The 16,260-nt window shown below is 70.1% G+C and carries 14 protein-coding genes; 5 read left to right on the forward strand and 9 right to left on the reverse strand.

Annotation, left to right across the window (positions count from 1 at the left end):
- Positions 1–130: 130 nt before the first annotated feature.
- From F8566_RS27480 to F8566_RS27505, 6 genes are all read right to left on the reverse strand, one after another.
- Complete coding sequence (locus F8566_RS27480; protein WP_151564676.1) at positions 131–889, reverse strand: helix-turn-helix domain-containing protein; 759 nt, start codon at positions 887–889, stop codon at positions 131–133.
- A 272-nt stretch (positions 890–1,161) separates the two neighbouring features.
- Entirely contained in the window at positions 1,162–3,735 is a 2,574-nt protein-coding gene (locus F8566_RS27485) for an FtsK/SpoIIIE family DNA translocase (protein WP_192809882.1), read from the reverse strand.
- A gap of 109 nt (positions 3,736–3,844) precedes the next feature.
- On the reverse strand, positions 3,845–5,530 hold the full coding sequence (locus F8566_RS27490) for a ribonuclease J (protein WP_151564678.1): 1,686 nt from the start codon (positions 5,528–5,530) through the stop codon (positions 3,845–3,847).
- Entirely contained in the window at positions 5,527–6,471 is a 945-nt protein-coding gene (gene dapA / locus F8566_RS27495; protein ID WP_151564680.1) for a 4-hydroxy-tetrahydrodipicolinate synthase, read from the reverse strand. The genes F8566_RS27490 and dapA overlap by 4 nt, the downstream gene beginning before the upstream one ends.
- Before the next feature lie 395 nt (positions 6,472–6,866).
- Positions 6,867–7,064 carry a hypothetical protein gene (locus F8566_RS27500; RefSeq protein WP_151564681.1) on the reverse strand — a complete coding sequence of 66 codons (198 nt, stop codon included), beginning with the start codon at positions 7,062–7,064 and terminating at the stop codon, positions 6,867–6,869.
- A 137-nt stretch (positions 7,065–7,201) separates the two neighbouring features.
- Positions 7,202–8,233, reverse strand: coding sequence for a glycoside hydrolase family 18 protein (locus F8566_RS27505; protein WP_225993576.1), 1,032 nt, complete (start codon positions 8,231–8,233; stop codon positions 7,202–7,204).
- Positions 8,234–8,407: 174 nt separating this feature from the next.
- Between F8566_RS27505 and F8566_RS27510 the strand changes: the two genes are divergently transcribed.
- Positions 8,408–9,355 carry a glycoside hydrolase family 16 protein gene (locus tag F8566_RS27510; RefSeq protein WP_151564682.1) on the forward strand — a complete coding sequence of 316 codons (948 nt, stop codon included), beginning with the start codon at positions 8,408–8,410 and terminating at the stop codon, positions 9,353–9,355.
- 114 nt (positions 9,356–9,469) lie between these two features.
- Here F8566_RS27510 and F8566_RS27515 read toward each other — a convergent pair whose 3' ends face one another.
- Together F8566_RS27515 and F8566_RS27520 are read right to left on the reverse strand one after the other, a co-directional pair.
- A complete protein-coding gene (locus F8566_RS27515; RefSeq protein WP_151564684.1) occupies positions 9,470–10,495 on the reverse strand; it encodes a hypothetical protein in 1,026 nt (341 codons plus the stop codon).
- Positions 10,496–10,521: 26 nt separating this feature from the next.
- Positions 10,522–11,490 (reverse strand): DMT family transporter, encoded by a 969-nt coding sequence (locus F8566_RS27520; RefSeq protein ID WP_151564686.1) that lies wholly within the window; start codon positions 11,488–11,490, stop codon positions 10,522–10,524.
- On the opposite strand from F8566_RS27520, the gene F8566_RS27525 reads away from it, so the two are divergent.
- Entirely contained in the window at positions 11,489–12,886 is a 1,398-nt protein-coding gene (locus F8566_RS27525; RefSeq protein WP_151564688.1) for an aminotransferase-like domain-containing protein, read from the forward strand. The genes F8566_RS27520 and F8566_RS27525 overlap by 2 nt on opposite strands.
- Here the strand turns inward: F8566_RS27525 and F8566_RS27530 are convergent.
- Positions 12,862–13,167, reverse strand: a complete 306-nt coding sequence (locus F8566_RS27530) for a hypothetical protein (RefSeq protein WP_192809883.1) — start codon at positions 13,165–13,167, stop codon at positions 12,862–12,864. The two genes, F8566_RS27525 and F8566_RS27530, sit on opposite strands and share 25 nt — an antisense overlap.
- A 142-nt stretch (positions 13,168–13,309) precedes the next feature.
- On the opposite strand from F8566_RS27530, the gene F8566_RS27535 reads away from it, so the two are divergent.
- The 3 genes from F8566_RS27535 to F8566_RS27545 all read left to right on the forward strand — a co-directional run bounded on the left by F8566_RS27535 (position 13,310) and on the right by F8566_RS27545 (position 16,260).
- Positions 13,310–13,870 carry a CGNR zinc finger domain-containing protein gene (locus F8566_RS27535; RefSeq protein WP_151564690.1) on the forward strand — a complete coding sequence of 187 codons (561 nt, stop codon included), beginning with the start codon at positions 13,310–13,312 and terminating at the stop codon, positions 13,868–13,870.
- A 36-nt stretch (positions 13,871–13,906) separates the two neighbouring features.
- The gene (locus F8566_RS27540; RefSeq protein WP_151564692.1) at positions 13,907–14,449 is read left to right on the forward strand and encodes a GNAT family N-acetyltransferase; all 543 of its coding nucleotides are present in this window, start codon (positions 13,907–13,909) and stop codon (positions 14,447–14,449) included.
- A 221-nt stretch (positions 14,450–14,670) separates the two neighbouring features.
- Positions 14,671–16,260: an MFS transporter gene (locus tag F8566_RS27545; RefSeq protein ID WP_225993577.1), complete on the forward strand. Its 1,590-nt coding sequence runs from the start codon at positions 14,671–14,673 to the stop codon at positions 16,258–16,260.

Consider the following 16,260-nt stretch of genomic DNA (forward strand, 5'->3'; position numbering starts at 1 on the left):
GTAATGGGCGCGGGCGCCTACACCGACCAGTGCCCGCCCAATTGGAAGGTCGAATGCCCGTCGCCGCCGGAACGGTGGCGGCCAGGAAAGCGGGCAGTCCCCAGCTTTTCACAGTAAGCCGGGAAGTTGATCAGGCGCCGTCGGGGTCGTCGGGTGTGAAGCTCAACCGGACGACGCCGCCGCCGTCCTGGTCGGGGGCGCCGAGGTCCTTGCCGTTGACGGTCAGCCGGACGCCGTCGCCGTTGCCGATCAGGATGCTGATCTTCTTCTTGGCCGACCAGTCGCGGACCTCACCGGCGCGGAGCATGCCGCTGAACAGCGTCTTGCCCTTGTCTCCGCGCACGTTGATCCAGGTGGTCCGCCGCGCCTTGACCTGTAGCTCCACCTTCTTGCGCGGCGCCATCGCGACCGGGTCCTTGCGGGTCGGCGTGGCGGACGGCGTGGGCGTCGCGGCGGGCACTCCGGGACCGCCGGCCACCTGTCGTGCCTGGCGCTTCTCGGCGCCGGTCTCGTTGCCGACGACCTGGACGATGCCGTAGATGACGACGAGCACCAGCGCCAGCGCCATGGCGGCGCTCCAATTGGGCGCGCGGCGTTCACGGAAGACGACCGGCGTCTCCGGCTCGAACGCGGTCACCGCGGAGACCGGCTGCGGTGCGCCGCCGTGCATCTCGTCGTACTCGCGAACGAGCGGTTCCGGATCGATGCCGATGACGCGGGAGATGCTGCGGATGTGACCGCGTGCGTAGAAGTTGCCACCGCACGCCGTGAAGTCGTCGCGCTCGATGGCGCGGATCACGGTCTCCCGGATCCGCGTCTGCAGACTCACCTGTGTCACCGTGAGACCAGCCTGCTGACGCTCTTGAGTCAAGGTCTCACCGATGCTCACGCCGAGCCTCCCTTAGACCGCCCCATGGCCGAACCCACACTCCAGCAATCACCATCCTAGGAACGGCCATGCCCATTGGGCGACAGCCAACACGTTCGAAACAGGGCAAGATTTCGCATCATTCGCGGACGCCGGTTCCCAAGATCGCTCTCGTCCGCCGTGAGATCGTCAGTCTTCCGCACACGCCGCCATCACGCAGCGCGTTCACATAGCGCGGTTCACATAGCGCGGTTCACACAGCGCGGTTCACACAGCGCGTCTGCACACCGCGTCTACGCACCACCGCGTAGTTCGGCGAGGACGCCAGGGAGGTCGTCGGGCTTGGTGAGCACGTCGCGCGCCTTGGAACCCTCGCTCGGTCCCACGATGCCGCGGCTCTCCATGAGGTCCATCAGCCGCCCGGCCTTGGCGAAACCGACGCGGAGCTTGCGCTGCAACATCGACGTGGAGCCGAACTGCGTGCTGACGACCAGCTCGATCGCCTGCACCAGCAGGTCCATGTCGTCGCCGATGTCCTCGTCGATTTCCTTCTTCGGCCCGGCCTGCGCGGCGACGTCCTCGCGGTAGACCGCCTCCATCTGGCCCTTGCAGTGCTCGACGATGCTGTGGATCTCTTTTTCGGCGACGTAGGCGTTCTGGATGCGCATGGGCTTGCTGGCACCCATCGGCAGGAACAGCGCGTCACCCTGGCCGACGAGCTTCTCGGCGCCGGGCTGGTCGAGGATGACGCGGCTGTCGGCCAGCGAGGAGGTGGCGAACGCCAGCCGGGACGGCACGTTCGCCTTGATGAGCCCGGTCACGACGTCGACCGACGGCCGCTGCGTGGCCAGCACCAGGTGGATGCCGGCCGCGCGGGCGAGCTGGGTGATGCGCACGACCGAGTCCTCGACGTCGCGCGGCGCGACCATCATCAGGTCCGCGAGCTCGTCGACGATGACCAGCATGTACGGGTAGGTCGTGTAGACGCGCTCGCTGCCGGGCGGCGGGACGAGCTTGCCCGCGGTCACCGCCTTGTTGAAGTCGTCGATGTGCCGGAACCCGGAGGCGGCCAGGTCGTCGTAGCGCCGGTCCATCTCGCCGACGACCCACTCGAGGGCCTCGGCGGCCTTCTTGGGGTTGGTGATGATGGGCGTGATCAGATGCGGGATGCCCTGGTACATGGTCAGCTCGACCCGCTTGGGGTCGACCAGGATCATGCGTACCTCGTCCGGCGTCGCCCGCATCAGGATCGACGTGATGAGGCCGTTGATGCAGGTCGACTTGCCCGCGCCGGTCGCGCCCGCGATGAGGATGTGCGGCATCTTGGCCAGGTTGGCCACCACCGTGCGGCCCTCGACGTCCTTGCCCAGGCCGACGATCATCGGGTGGTGCTCGTTGGTGGCGGCGGGCGAACGCAGCACGTCGCCGAGGCTGACGATGTCCTTGTCGACGTTGGGGATCTCCACGCCGATCGCCGACTTGCCCGGGATCGGGGAGATGATTCGCACTTCGGCGCTTTTCACCGCGTACGCGATGTTCCTGGTCAGCGCGGTGACCTTCTCGACCTTGACCGCCGGGCCCAGCTCGATCTCGTACCGCGTGATCGTCGGCCCGCGGGTGAACCCGGTGACCTGCGCGTCGATGTCGAACTGCTCCAGTACGCCGGTGAGCGCGTTGACCACGGTGTCGTTGGCCTTGGTCCGCGGCTTGGCGATGCTGCCGGGCCGCAGCTTCGACGGGTCGGGCAGCTCGTAGATCTCGCCGGACGACGACAGCGGCAGCTGCTCGGACCGGATCGGCGACGGGGTCGGATCGGGCACGTCCGGCGGCACAGAGTCCACCGGCTCGTCCATGGGCTCGTCCATGGGCGCGGCGGGCAGCGGCACCTCTGGCTCGAACGGCTCGGGCTCGAAGAGGTCGTCGGCGAGGTCGCGCTGCTTCTTCGGCTTGTCGTCGAGGACGGGAGTGTCGTACGGCTTGGAGTGCTCACCGACCTCCAGGCCGGGGTCGTCACCGTCCGCCTTGTTCTTGCGCCGCCGCTTCGGCTTGGCCTGGGTCTCGCGCTTGTCGTCGTCCTGCCGTACGGGCCGTCCCTGGAGCGTGGCGACGGACCACAGCTCGGCCACGCGCTCAGGCACCCGGTTGATGGGGGTCGCGGTGACGACGAGCAACCCGAATGCCGACAGCAGAAGCAGCAGCGGCACCGCCACCCAGCCGCTCAGGGCCGCCTCCAGCGGCGCCGACGCGATCCAGCCGACCACGCCGCCCGCATGGCGCACGCCGGGCATGTCCTTGGCGGGCGACGGCAGGCCCGCACCGATGTGCAGGACACCCAGCACGCCGACGCCGAGCGCCGTCATGCCGATGATGATGCGGCCGGTCTCCTCGTTGTGCTCGGGGTGGCGCAACGTGCGCCATGCCAGCACGGCGAGCAGAACGGGCAGCGCCATGGCGAAGATGCCGATCCCGCCGCGGACGACCTTTTCCAGCGCGATCGTCACCACGCCGTCCGGCCGCCACCAGGTGACCGAGGCCAGCACGATCGAGGAGCCGAGCAACGCCAGGCCGAGCCCGTCACGGCGGTGTTCCTCGTCGAGGTCGCGCGCGCCCTGCCCGTACGCCCGGAAGACCGAGCCGACGGCGACCGCCGCCAGGCTGTAGAGCTTGACGACCAGCTGGAACAGGCCGCGGATCAGCTGGAGGAACGGGTCGTTGTTCTTCTGGGGAGGACGCCCGCGGGACGCGCCGCCGCCCTTGGCCCCACCGCTCGGACGTTTGCGGGGGGCTGAACCGGAAGACTTGCCGCGGGCCGCACTCGCCCGGGTACGCGAGGATTTCTTCGCACCTCCGGACGCACGTGTGGCCATGCTGATGAGACTAACCAAACGCCCCACGGGTTCCGCAGACCTGGTGCGGCGTGTTGCCATCCCCTCCCCGGCCCCATCACAGGTGCGGACAAGGCCGGGGGTTCGGCGGTCAGACTTCGACGACCACCGGGATGATCATCGGGCGGCGGCGGTAGTTGTCGCTCACCCACTTGCCCATGGTGCGCCGGATCAGCTGGTTGAGCTGGTGCGTGTCGTTGACGCCGTCGGCGGCGGCGTCCTGGAGCGCACCCTCGATCCGGGCGATGACCTCGTCGAAGTCCTGGTTGACGATGCCGGCGCCGCGGGCGTGGATCTCCGGGCCGGCGACGAGCTTGCCGGACGTGGAGTCGATGCCGATGACGATGGAGATGAAGCCCTCCTCGCCGAGGATCCGGCGGTCCTTGAGCGAGGTCTCGGTGACCTCGCCGACCGACAGCCCGTCCACGTACACGTAACCGGCCGGCACCGCACCGACGATCTTGGCCTGGCCGGCCACGAGGTCGACGACGACGCCGTCCTCGGCGATGACGATGTTGTCGTCGGGAACGCCGGTGAGCGCGGCCAGCTTGGCGTGTGCCCGCAGGTGGCGCCATTCGCCGTGGATGGGCATGAAGTTGCCCGGCTTGGTCACGTTCAGCACGTACAGCAGCTCGCCCGCCGAGGCGTGCCCGGAGACGTGCACGAGCGCGTTGCCCTTGTGCACGATGCGGGCGCCCCACCGGGTGAGTCCGTTGATCACGCGGTTGACCGCGTTCTCGTTGCCCGGGATCAGCGACGACGCGAGCATGACGGTGTCGCGCTCGGTGATGCGGATCGAGTGGTCGCGGTTGGCCATCCGCGACAGCGCCGACATCGGCTCGCCCTGCGAGCCGGTGCAGACCAGGACGAGCCGGTCGGCCGGGATGTCGTCCAGCTCCTTGGGGTCGACCATGATCTCGTCGGGCACGTTGAGGTAGCCCAGCTCGCGGGCGACCCCCATGTTGCGCACCATCGACCGGCCGACGAAGCACACCTTGCGGTCGTTGGCGACCGCGGCGTCCAGCACCTGCTGCACGCGGTGGATGTGCGAGGCGAAGCAGGCGACGATGATCCGTTCCTCGGCGGCGTGGAAGACGTCGTCGATCACCGGGCCGATGTTGCGCTCGCTGGTGACGAAGCCGGGCACCTCGGCGTTGGTCGAGTCGGACATCAGCAGGTCGATGCCCTCGGCCCCGAGCCGGGCGAACCCGGGCAGGTCGGTGAGCCGGCCGTCGAGCGGCAGCTGGTCCATCTTGAAGTCGCCGGTCGCCAGCACCAGCCCCGCCGGCGTGCGGATCGCCACCGCGAGCGCGTCCGGGATGGAGTGGTTGACGGCCAGGAACTCGCAGTCGAACGGCCCGAAGGCCTGCCGGCCGCCCTCGGCCACCTCGATGGTGACCGGTTTGATCCGGTGTTCGGTGAGCTTGGCCTCCAGCAGCGCCAGCGTCAGCCGCGAGCCGACCAGCGGGATGTCGCGTCGTTCCCGCAGCAGGTACGGGACGGCCCCGATGTGGTCCTCGTGGCCGTGGGTCAGGATGACCGCCTCGATGTCGTCGAGGCGGTCACGGATGTACTCGAAATCGGGCAGTATCAGGTCGATACCCGGTTGCTCGGTCTCGGGGAACAGCACGCCGCAGTCGACGATGAGCAGGCGTCCGCCGTACTCGAAGACCGTCATGTTGCGGCCGATCTCCCCGAGCCCGCCCAGCGCGACGATGCGCAGGCCGTTCTCCGGCAGGGTGGGCGGGGTGGACAACTCAGGGTGAGGATGGCTCACCTATTAACCTCCGGAATTTTGACTCCCCCGTGCAGTAGGTCTTCACGCAGTCGCGCCGCGAACTCAGGCGAGGCCTCGCACAACGGCGGCCGCAAGGTGCCGCCCGGGAGGCCCTGCAGGTTCAGCGCTGCCTTCACGGCGATGGCGCCCTGCGTACGGGTCATGATGGCGGTGACGACGGGCAGCAACCGGCGGTGGATCGCCAGCGCCCGTCCCGTGTCACCGGCGCGGTACGCGTCGATCATCTCATGGAGATCGGCGCCCACGACATGGCCGACCACGCTGACGAACCCGGCGGCGCCCATCGACAGCCAGGCCAGGTTGAGCGCGTCGTCGCCCGAGTAGAAGAAAAGGTCGGTCGCCGCGAGCACCTGGGAGCCGGCGAAAAGGTCGCCCTTGGCGTCCTTGACCGCCACGATCCGCGGGTGCTCGGCGAGCCTGATCAGGGTCTCGGTGTGGATCGGCACCCCGGTGCGGCCCGGGATGTCGTACAGCATGTTGGGCAGGCCGGTCGCGTCGGCCACCGCGGTGAAGTGCCGCAGCAGCCCCTCCTGCGGGGGCTTGTTGTAGTAGGGGGTGACGACCAGGAGGGCGTCGGCCCCGGCGGCCTCGGCCGCCCTGGCGAGCCGCAGCGTGTGCTCGGTGTCGTTGGTGCCGGCACCGGCGACGACGCAGGCGCGATCACCGACCGCGTCCACCACCGTACGGAGGAGCTGCTCTTTCTCCGCGTCGCTCGTCGTCGGCGACTCTCCCGTCGTCCCGCTGATGACGAGGCCGTCGTGGCGCTGCTCGTCGACCAGATAGGTCGCCAGGCGCGCGGCTCCGTCGTAGTCGACGGCGCCTTCGGAGGTGAACGGGGTGACCATGGCGGTCAACATCCGCCCGAACGGCGGTGTCCGATCGGCCTGAGACGCAGCGTCGCTCGTTGTGCTGGGTGCCATGCACCGAAGGGTACTGTTCCAGCCGGTCGGCGTGGACCCGCAGGGCCCCTTCCAGTGTGTCTTCGCCCTGGAGGCCGGGCCGCCGGCGCCCTGAGCGGGGGTCGTACAGGGGCGTTCCGGACGCGGGCCGGCGGCGGGAACGGGTGGCGGAACGGGAGCGGCCTCAAGCCAGGGATTGTCGCCGGAGCGGGGGTGAAGGTTCCGGAAAGAGGGAAGAAGCCGCCGCCACACGCTCGGGGGTACGCGTGGCGACGGCTTCTACATCCACATCGTGGCACGCAAATGCCGCGTTACGGGGTCAGTCCAGCCAGTTTCCGGACTCGGTTGGATAACGTGCGCAGGCCTCCCTCGGGGCCGGGTCGCGCGGCGGGGCTCCGGGCCGCCGTGCGGGTCGATCAGACGCTTTGCCTCACGGAGGTGATCTCGTGCAGACGAGCGCGCAGCTCCTCGACGTTGGGGGTCCGGACGAGTTCGTTGCCTCTCACGGCCCACCAGTGTCCGGAACCTCCTCGGCCGAGCCGCCAGCCGGCGAACTCGGCCGACAGCTCCAGGAGCCGGTCGGCATCGTGCCACGCGGTCTGCTCAATGCTCATCGGCCTCGATCCCCACTTCCCTTTCGTCCGCCAGGAGGTGCTGATACCCCACCGAGCCTTACCCCCGGTCATGGCCTGTGCAACAACTCTTCTGACCTGCCGGAACCCGGGAAAAGGAACGTGACAAGCAGGCTTGCCTAACCGCCAACATTTGCTGGCCCGCGCGGCAGCCATGTTGCCCGGTAACGAGCCCACTCCGCCGGGCTGGTCGTCCAGTCGGCGTACACGCCCACGCCGTAGGGGCGCGCGGGCGGCCTGTCCAGCGCGTCCAGCCCACGCCGGACCCCGCGCAACGCCCCGGGCAGATCCTCTGCCCACTCCATCGACGGCCGGTATGTGGGGACGCCGATGAAGACGGTGGTGCGGTCGCCGATGAGCCGCAGCGTCTGCTCGGTGTGCCAGGCGAAGTGCAGCCCGACCAGCGAACGGGTCGGCAGCCCCACGTCGTAGGTCATGATCGCGACCTGGTCCACCCGGTCCGCGATCTTCGTGAGGAAGTCGCGGGTGGGCCGCGGTGGATAGTGGGTCCGGCCCCAGCCGCGCGGGAGGAACGCCTCGTACACGGGCTGGAGCGCGTCGACGGTGGTGAGCTGCTCGATCGCGACCGAGAGCAGCCGCCCGCGGGCCCGGGTGAGCGCGCGGGTCTGGTCGAGCAGGGTCACGAACGCCTGATCGTCGGGATAGATCGGCTCGAAGTCGTAGTGGATGCCGGCGAAGCCGAGGTCGAGGAAGACGGTGTCGGTCTTCAGGACGCGTTCCCGTACGGCTGGATCGTCCAGATCCACCAGCCCGTACCCGTCCACTTTCCGGATCTGCCCCAGGTAGGCGTGCGGGCGTACGGCCGGCGCGTGCTTCCGCATGGCCGCGATCAGCTTCCCCGCGTTGCGGTACTTGGCGGGCGGCACGCTCCCGTCGGGCTCGAACGGCCCGGCGTGGAAGTAGACGTCGGTGATCCGGTTGTCGCGGAGGAGCGCGGCGAGTGCCCGGTACTCGTCCTCGGTGTGCTCCTCCCCCACCCACTGGTGCCGCGCCCACAGCGCGTTCACCTCGGTGCCGCGCGCGTCCGGCTCCGGCTGCCACCACACCCAGGCCCCGGCGAACACCAGTGCCACCAGCCCCAGCACGTACGCGACCGGCCAGGCGAGCTTCTTGAGTCCAGCGCTGATCATGCTCATCACACGGACAGACGCTCCAGTACCGGTCCCAGTTCACGCGGGTGGGCGACGAACGCTCCGATGCCGCCCGGGCAAGGAGCAGCCGGCCCGCCACCCCGCGGTGACCGCATCCGGCCAAGATCACTAATGCGGGGGCCGGGCGGGAGGGGCCGGGGTTCACTGCGGACCATGATCAACATCACTCGCCGCCAGGCGTTCGGCCTGCTCGGTGCGACAGCCCTGGCCCCCGCGCTGCCTCCCGTGCTCGGCCCGGTGCGGCCCGCCGGCGCCGCCTCCCGCCGCGAGCCCGTCTGGGAGACGCTCGTCCCGACGAGCTCGTTCGCCGACTACGCCTCGTTCCACAGAGCCTGGAACTACCTGTATCCCTGGGGCAACACCCACAACGGCGCAGCCAAGATGTACGGCAGCGCGACGGACCACAGCCAGGTCTCGCTCTCCGGCGGCGTCCTGACCCTGAAGGCGACGCGCCTCGCCCGGGCGGACGGGCAGGCCGCCAGCGACCCGAAGGCGCCGATCTGGTACCGCTCGGGGGCCGTGCACGCCAAGGAACTGATCGTCATCGACGATCGCTTCCCCGAGTACGAGATCCGCGGCGAGTTCCGGACCCAGACGGGACGCGGGATCTGGCCGGCCTTCTGGATCGCCGGCGCGGACTCCGTCTGGCCGCCCGAGAGCGACATCCTGGAGTACGTCGGCGACAGCATCAATCTCTTCAACACCTTCAGCGACCACGACCGCAATCCGCAGACCAAGGAGACGGTGGAGCGGACGCCGGTCGATCTCACCGTTCCGGGCGAGGGCTCCGGGGACCCCGGGGCCCCCAGGGATCCCGGCGCCTGGCACTCCTACCGGGTGAACATCGTGAAGACCAGCGCCACCGACGTGGCCCTGAACTACTACCTCGACGACGTCTTCTACGGCAGCCCCGCCCACCACGTCGGCCGCAACTGGGTGGGCGTGCCGATGAACTTGATCATCAATCTGCAGATGGGGTCGTGGTCGTCGTTCACCGAGGACAAGCCCTGGACCAGCCCCGACTGGCCCACGCAGCCGGGCCCCTCCGGCGACACGTTCTTCCGCGCCCGGAACGTCTCGGTCAGCCGCGGCCGCGCCTGACGACCGGCGCGCCTGACGACCGGCGCGCCCGACGACCCGGGAGTCCCTGGTCTCGAGCTCATCGAGACCAGGGACCACCACAATCACGAACCACAGAAGCAGGGACCACCGGGGTCAGAAGACCGGGATGATGTCCTCAGGGTCGATGACCTCGACCTTCACTCCCTCGATGTCGAGCTCGGGGATCGCCGGGAACTCGATGCCCCAGCGCTCCACGATGGCCCGCACGCGGGCGATGGCGAGTTTCCAGTTCTCCGCCTGCTCCTCGAACGAGAGCACGCCGAGACCGGCCTCGCGCGCGTGGCTCATCAGCACGCGGTGGTTGTCGAGGAAGTACGGGGGCAGATCCCAGAATCCCTCCGGCGGCTCCCAGAGGATCATCGACAGGAAGACGAATCCGGCGCGCAGCTGCTTGGTGATCTGGCCCTTGACGTCATCGGTGAGGCCGGGCCACTCGTTCTCCAGGATCGTCATGCAGATCTGCAGGTGGCGGGACTCGTCGCGGCCGATGCGCTGGAACATCTCGCCGAACACCGGGTGCGTGGTGCCCGACGCCATGCCGCGGAACAGCGTGGATGCGGCCATCTCGCCCATCATGAAGCTGGTGAACAGCACGGCGAGCGAGTACTTCCCGACGGCGCTGGTGTAGCCCTGCCAGTAGCGGCCGCCGTTGTGGTAGAGCCAGCCGATGTTGTTGTGCGCGGCCTTCTCCAGGTCGGTCTCGGGCGTCCAGTTGAGCGGGCCGCCCGGCCACAGCGCGGCGATCGCCCGCTGGCAGCACTCCTCGTGGTTCATCTCGTCCCGGGTGATCGAGAAGAAGCACTTGCGGACCGGGTCCTCCTCGTGCTGCTCGAACGCGTGGATGGTCGCCCGGGCGAACACGGCGGGTCCGGAGGCGTCGAAGTTGGCCAGCACCGCGAACCAGTACATGATCCCCAGCCGCTGTTCCGGCGTGAAGTCCTCGGCGCGCAGGCCGTCCCACGGCAGGTCGGCGGGATTCCAGACCATGCGCTTGGACTTCTCGTAGATGGCGGCGAGCTTCTCGGTCTCGACCCGCCACTCCATCGGATAGATGTTCGGCTGTGGGACCTCGGGGGCGGGCCAGAATCCACCCTCCGGAATGGTCAGGTTGTCGGCCATGCACGGCTCCTGAGGTCTGACGGGCGTCACAGCCTTGTGACGCTTACTCTCTCATCGTGCGGGATGGTGTCACATCCCGCAAGGCTGTCGGGTGCCCTGCGGACCCGGGTGCGCTGGGTGAGGGCGACGCAGACCAGCACGCCCAGCGCCGCCAGGCCGGTGGTGGTGTCGATGAGCTCGTCCAGGAAGAGCCCGGACCACAGGAGCGTCAGGATCGGCTGCGTCAGCTGCACCTGGCTCGCCTGAGCGATGCCGACCTTGGCCATGCCCGCGTACCAGGCGAAGAAACCGAGGTACATCGAGCCCAGCGACACGTACGCGAAACCGGCGACGGCGCGCCCCGTCCACTGCGGCCCGGTCGTGGCCAGCAACCAGAACGTCAACGGGACCGTGATGGGTGCGACGAGGACCAGGGCCCACGAGATGACCCGCCAGCCGGGCATCTCGCGGGCCAGCCGGCCGCCTTCCGCGTATCCCACGGCACAGGCGACGAGCGCGGCGAACAGCAGCAGGTCCGCCGTCGTGAAGTGGCCCGCCCCGCGGACGAACGCGAAGCCCGTGATCCACGCGGCCCCGGCACCGCTCGCCAGCCAGAACGCCCGGGACGGCCGTTCCCCCGCCCGCAGCACCGCCATGACGGCGGTCATGGCGGGCAGCAGGCCGACGATCACGGCGGAGTGCGCGGACGAGGCGCCGCGGTCCAGCGCCAGCGTGGTCAGCACCGGGAAGCCGAAGACGACCCCGCCCGCGACCGCCGCCAGCCCCGCCCACTGACGGCCGCGTGGAAGGCGCGCCCGGACGGCGAGGAGAGCGATAGCGGCAAGGGCGGCGGCGACCGCCGCGCGACCGAGACCGATGACGGACGGATCGAGCCCGTCGAGCGCGAAGACCGTGCTGGGGAGCGTGAAGGAGAAGGCCAGGACACCGAGGGCGGCCAGCCCCAGACCGCCGACCGCTATCGATGAGGGAGCAGTAGCGCTATCGTTTACTTTCATGAACCAGGATAGCAGTGTGGTCACCCTCGCCGATCGGCTGCGTACCGACGTGGGCCGGATGCGCGCCGGTGAACGCCTGCCGTCCAGCCGGACGCTCGTCGAACGGCACAAGGTCAGCCCGGTCACCGTCTCGCGGGCCCTGGGCCTGCTGGCCGCCGAGGGCCTGGTGGTGACCCGCCCCGGAAGCGGTACGTTCGCCGCCGACCGGCCCGCGCCCACCCCCGGGCCGGCCGACCTGAGCTGGCAGTCGGTGGCCCTCGGCGATCGTTCGGTCGATGCGAGCGGAGTGTCCTGGCTCCTCATGCCGCCGCCCGAGGGGACGATCCCGCTGAGCGGCGGCTACCTGCATCCGTCGCTACAGCCGCTTCGGGCCCTGGCCGCCGCCGGGGCGCGGGCGGTGCGACGGCCGGACGCGTGGGAGGCACCGCCGCTGAACGGGATCGCCGGACTGCGCTCGTGGTTCGCCCGTTCGGTCGGGGGCGACCTCACCGCTGCGGACGTGCTCATCACCGCAGGAGGGCAGCAGGCGCTCACCTCCACGTTGCGGGCGCTGCTCCCCCCGGGCGCCCCGCTGCTGGTCGAGTCCCCGACCTATCTGGGCGTCCTCGCGATCGCCCGCGCGAACGGCCTGCAGCCGGTGCCGGTCCCCATCGACTCCGACGGCGTGCGGCCCAACTTGCTCGCCGAGGCGTTCGCCATGACGGGGGCGCGGGTCTTCTACTGCCAGCCCACGTTCAACAACCCGACCGGCGCGCGCCTCACGGTCGAGCGCCGCGCGCAGGTCCTGGCGGTCGCCCGCGCGGCGGGCGCCTTCGTGATCGAGGACGACTTCGCGCGCCTCCTGGCGATCGAGCCCGCCCCGGCGCCGATGATCAACCACGACACCGAGGGCAGGGTCGTCCACGTCGCGCCCGTGACCAAGGCGACCTCCGCCAGCCTGCGGATCGCCGCCGTGATCGCCCGTGGCCCGGTGGCGGAACGCATCCGGGCCATCCAGATGGTCGAGGGTTTCTTCCCTGCCCGCCCCTTGCAGGAGGCCCTGTTGGACCTGGTGAGCTCGCCCGGCTGGTCGCGTCACCTGCGCACGGTGCGCACCGCCCTGAGATCCCGGCGGGACGCGGTCCTGACCGCCCTCGCCCGGGAGCTCCCGCAGCTGCGCGTCGACCGCCCGGCCGGCGGGCCGCACATGTGGGCCCGGCTGCCGGACGGCATCGACGACGTCGCGCTCGCCGAATCGGCACTGCGGGCAGGGGTGCTGGTCAGCGCGGGCCGCCCGTTCTTCCCCGCCGAGCCGCCGGGCCCGCACCTGCGGATCAGCTTCGGCTCCGCGACGTCCGAGGCCGAGCTCGCCGAAGGAGTCCGCAGGCTCGCTCAGGCGGTCTCCACCACGTCGTAGTGGGTGACGACCCAGTCGCGGTCGACCAGGTAGCGGTCATCGTCGGGGTAGAAGACGGCGCGCTCGGGGTCGTCTCCGGCAAAGGCGCGCACGGCGTCCCACGACTCCCAGAACGTGACGAAGCAGAACTCGGTGTTGTCCCCGACGTCCCGCCGGGTGAAGTGCACGCCGCGGTTGCCCTCGGTCTCCTGGTAACCCACGAGCCCGGTGCGCCGCATGTAACCCTCGTACTCGTCGGCGTCGGATCGCCGGGTCCAGCCCTTCCAAACGCGCATCACCATGGTCATCTCTCCGTCACCAGGCAGAACTCGTGGCCGTCAGACACCACCCATGACGTTATGACGGTGTTCCCATCAGCGCAACCGGTCATCTCCGAATACCGGTGTCGTGTTGGTAGACTCACGACAGGAGGCAGGAGAGGTGATGACCGAGACTCGTTCGGGCGCCGCCCTGCTGTTGCGGGACTTCGTCAACAGCCTCGACGTCGAGTGTGACGCCGACCAGCTGGCCACGCCCGCCAAGCTGACCGAGTGGCTGACGGGTCACGGCCTCCTGCCCCCCGGCTCACCGGCCGCGGACGAACGCGCCCTGGCGATGGCGATCGACCTCCGCGCGGGCCTCCGCGAGGCCATGCACGCCCACCACGCGCCGTCCACCGAGGCCCTCCCGCCCGAGCTGGAGGCGGCGCTGGCCAACCTCCCGCTCCGCGTCACCCTCACCGGATCACACCCCGCACTGGTCCCGCTCGGCACCGGCGCCCCGGCCGCACTCGCCCGCCTGGCCGCGGCCATCATGGAGTCCTCGGCCGACGGCACCTGGACCCGCCTCAAGGTCTGCCTTGAACGCACCTGCCGCTGGGCCTTCCTCGACACCTCCAAGAACCGCTCCCGCAACTGGTGCTCGATGCGAGTCTGCGGCAACCGCACCAAGACCCGCGCCTACCGAGCCCGCTCACGAATCTCAAGTCCTGAACACAGCCCCTAGGCTGGGCTCGTTCGGAACGAGAGGACGTGGACCTTCATGGCCGATGTGGGCGTACGGCCCGCCAGGCGGGCGGACGCCGCCGCCGTCGCCGACATCCAGGTGCGCGCGTGGCGCCAGGCCTACCGGGACATCCTCCCGGCTGCCGCGCTCGCCGAGGTCACCAGCGCGGACGCCATGAAGGTGTGGCGGGAACGCTGGGCGGAGGCCGCGAGCGCCCCGCCGAGCCCCCGCCACCGCTTGCTCGTCGCGGTGGCGTCCGACCTGGTGGTCGGCTTCGCCGCGCACGGCCCGGCCGAGGATCCCGACCATGATCCGGCCCACACCGCCGAGCTCCTCACGCTGCTGGTCGACCCCCTCCACGGGCGGGCGGGTCACGGCAGCCGCCTGCTGGCCGCCACGGTCGACCTGCTCCGCGAGGACGGCGTCAGCACGCTGATCAGCTGGGTCTTCGAGGACGACAAGGTGCTGCGGACGTTCCTCGGCTCCTCCGGCTGGGCCCCCGACGGCACCGCCCGCACCCTCGACATGGGCGAGCCCGTCCGCCAGATCCGCCTGCACACCGACATCGCCCCAGAGTGAACCCCGCCGACGACACCAGCCGTACCGCAAATGCGCGACCAGGAACCTCAGCGTGAAGCCAAAAGGCAGGGGTTGGTGAGGGGCATCGGGAGGGCGGGATTATGTTTGAAGCCGAGTGCTTCAGGATCGAATGATCAGCATCGGGACTTCTATTGACGACCTCTATGACGCCGCCGCTCGCCCCTGCGGCGGGAACGCCGTCTGGCCGGCGGCGATGGTTGATGATGGTCGTCATCAGCCTGGGCGTCTCGCTGATCGTCGTCGACGCGACCATCGTCGGCGTGGTGCTGCCGCAGATGGTGGACGGGCTGGGACTGACCACGTCCGACGCCGAGTGGATCAACTCGGTCTACGCGCTGGTCTTCGCGGCTCTGCTGATCCCGTTCGGGCGGGCGGGTGACCTGTTCGGGCGGCGCCGGATGTTCGTGGCCGGGGTCGCGGTGTTCATGCTGGCCAGCGTGCTCGCGGCGGTGGCGCAGAGCGGGCCGCAGCTGATCGGTTCGCGGGCCCTGCAGGGCGTCGGCGCTTCGATGATCATGCCTGCGACGTTGGCCACGGTGAACGCGGTGTTCACCGGCAAGGAGCGGGCCGTGGCCTTTGGCCTGTGGGGCTCGCTGATCAGCGGCATGGCCGCGCTGGGTCCGCTGGCCGGCGGTGCGCTGGCCACCGGCGGCGGCTGGCGCTGGGCGTTCGGCATCAACCTGCCGCTGGGGGTCCTGCTGATCGTCGGAGCGCTGGCGCTCATGCCGGAGACACGGCAGCCGGGGAACGGGCCGAGGGGGATCGACTGGCCCGGCGGCGCCTTGTCGGTGCTGGGGCTCGGCGCTGTGGTCTGCGGCCTCATCGAAGGGCCGGCGTACGGCTGGTGGACGGCGACCCGGCAGTTCGAGATGGGCCCGTTCGGCTGGCCATCGGGATTGTCGCCGGTGCCGGTCGTCCTGGCGCTGGGCGTGACGCTGCTGGCCGCCTTGGTCGTCGTCGAGCGGGCGCGCGCGGCGGCGGGCCGCTCGGTGATGCTGGATCTGAGCCTGTTCCGGATACCCAACTTCCGGCGCGGCAACCTGGCCGCCGCGCTGATCAACGTGGGCGAGCTCGGGCTGGTCTTCGTGCTGCCGCTCTTCCTGCTCGGCGTGCACGGCACCTCGCCGCTGCAGATCAGCCTGGCGATCCTGCCGCTGGCGATCGGCGCGTTCCTGTCCGGCGGGTACGCGGGGCGGCTGGCCAACAAGCGCGGGCCGCACCGGGTCGTGCAGATCGGCATGGTGCTGGAGGTCGCGGCGGTCGTCGCGCTCGCCCTGACGATCACCGCGTCCACCGGCGGACTGGGGTTGGCGCCGTGGATGTTGCTGTACGGGCTGGGCCTCGGGCTGACCTCGGCGCAGCTCACCAACGTGTCGCTCGCCGACGTGCCGCCTGCCCAGGCGGGCCAGGCGTCGGGCACGCAGTCCACGGCCCGGCAGGTCGGCGCCGCGCTGGGCATCGCGGTGATCGGCACCGTGTTCGCCACCAGCCTCGGCCACGCGATGGCGGGCCGGCTGGAGGAGTCGGGCGTGCCGGCGGAACGGCGGGCCGCGATCGCCGAGCAGTTGCGCGAGAGCGCCGGCACGTACGCCCGCGATCTGGACGGCACCCCGGCGCTCGCGGTCGCCGCGGATGAGAGCCTCGCCACAGCGGCCCGGCGCGGGGCGCTGACCACGGCGTTGATCCTGGCGCTGGGTTTGGGCCTTTCGTTGCGGTTGCGCCCGAGCAGTGATCAACATCGGCGACAATCGGAGCTGGAATCCCTGTCGTCCCACGAAAACGAACGGTGA

The sequence above is a fragment of the Actinomadura rudentiformis genome (genome assembly GCF_008923185.1).
In the GTDB taxonomy this organism is placed as follows: domain Bacteria; phylum Actinomycetota; class Actinomycetes; order Streptosporangiales; family Streptosporangiaceae; genus Spirillospora; species Spirillospora rudentiformis.

Bases quoted from the DNA above. Each gene is read 5' to 3' on its own strand.
- F8566_RS27530 (WP_192809883.1), bottom strand. From the start codon at position 13,167: ATGGTGATGCGCGTTTGGAAGGGCTGGACCCGGCGATCCGACGCCGAC.
- F8566_RS27545 (WP_225993577.1), top strand. From the start codon at position 14,671: ATGATGGTCGTCATCAGCCTGGGCGTCTCGCTGATCGTCGTCGACGCG.
- dapA (WP_151564680.1), bottom strand. From the start codon at position 6,471: ATGGCACCCAGCACAACGAGCGACGCTGCGTCTCAGGCCGATCGGACA.
- F8566_RS27505 (WP_225993576.1), bottom strand. From the start codon at position 8,233: ATGATCAGCGCTGGACTCAAGAAGCTCGCCTGGCCGGTCGCGTACGTG.
- F8566_RS27525 (WP_151564688.1), top strand. From the start codon at position 11,489: ATGAACCAGGATAGCAGTGTGGTCACCCTCGCCGATCGGCTGCGTACC.
- F8566_RS27535 (WP_151564690.1), top strand. From the start codon at position 13,310: ATGACCGAGACTCGTTCGGGCGCCGCCCTGCTGTTGCGGGACTTCGTC.
- F8566_RS27540 (WP_151564692.1), top strand. From the start codon at position 13,907: ATGGCCGATGTGGGCGTACGGCCCGCCAGGCGGGCGGACGCCGCCGCC.
- F8566_RS27520 (WP_151564686.1), bottom strand. From the start codon at position 11,490: ATGAAAGTAAACGATAGCGCTACTGCTCCCTCATCGATAGCGGTCGGC.
- F8566_RS27485 (WP_192809882.1), bottom strand. From the start codon at position 3,735: ATGGCCACACGTGCGTCCGGAGGTGCGAAGAAATCCTCGCGTACCCGG.
- F8566_RS27510 (WP_151564682.1), top strand. From the start codon at position 8,408: ATGATCAACATCACTCGCCGCCAGGCGTTCGGCCTGCTCGGTGCGACA.
- F8566_RS27515 (WP_151564684.1), bottom strand. From the start codon at position 10,495: ATGGCCGACAACCTGACCATTCCGGAGGGTGGATTCTGGCCCGCCCCC.
- F8566_RS27500 (WP_151564681.1), bottom strand. From the start codon at position 7,064: ATGAGCATTGAGCAGACCGCGTGGCACGATGCCGACCGGCTCCTGGAG.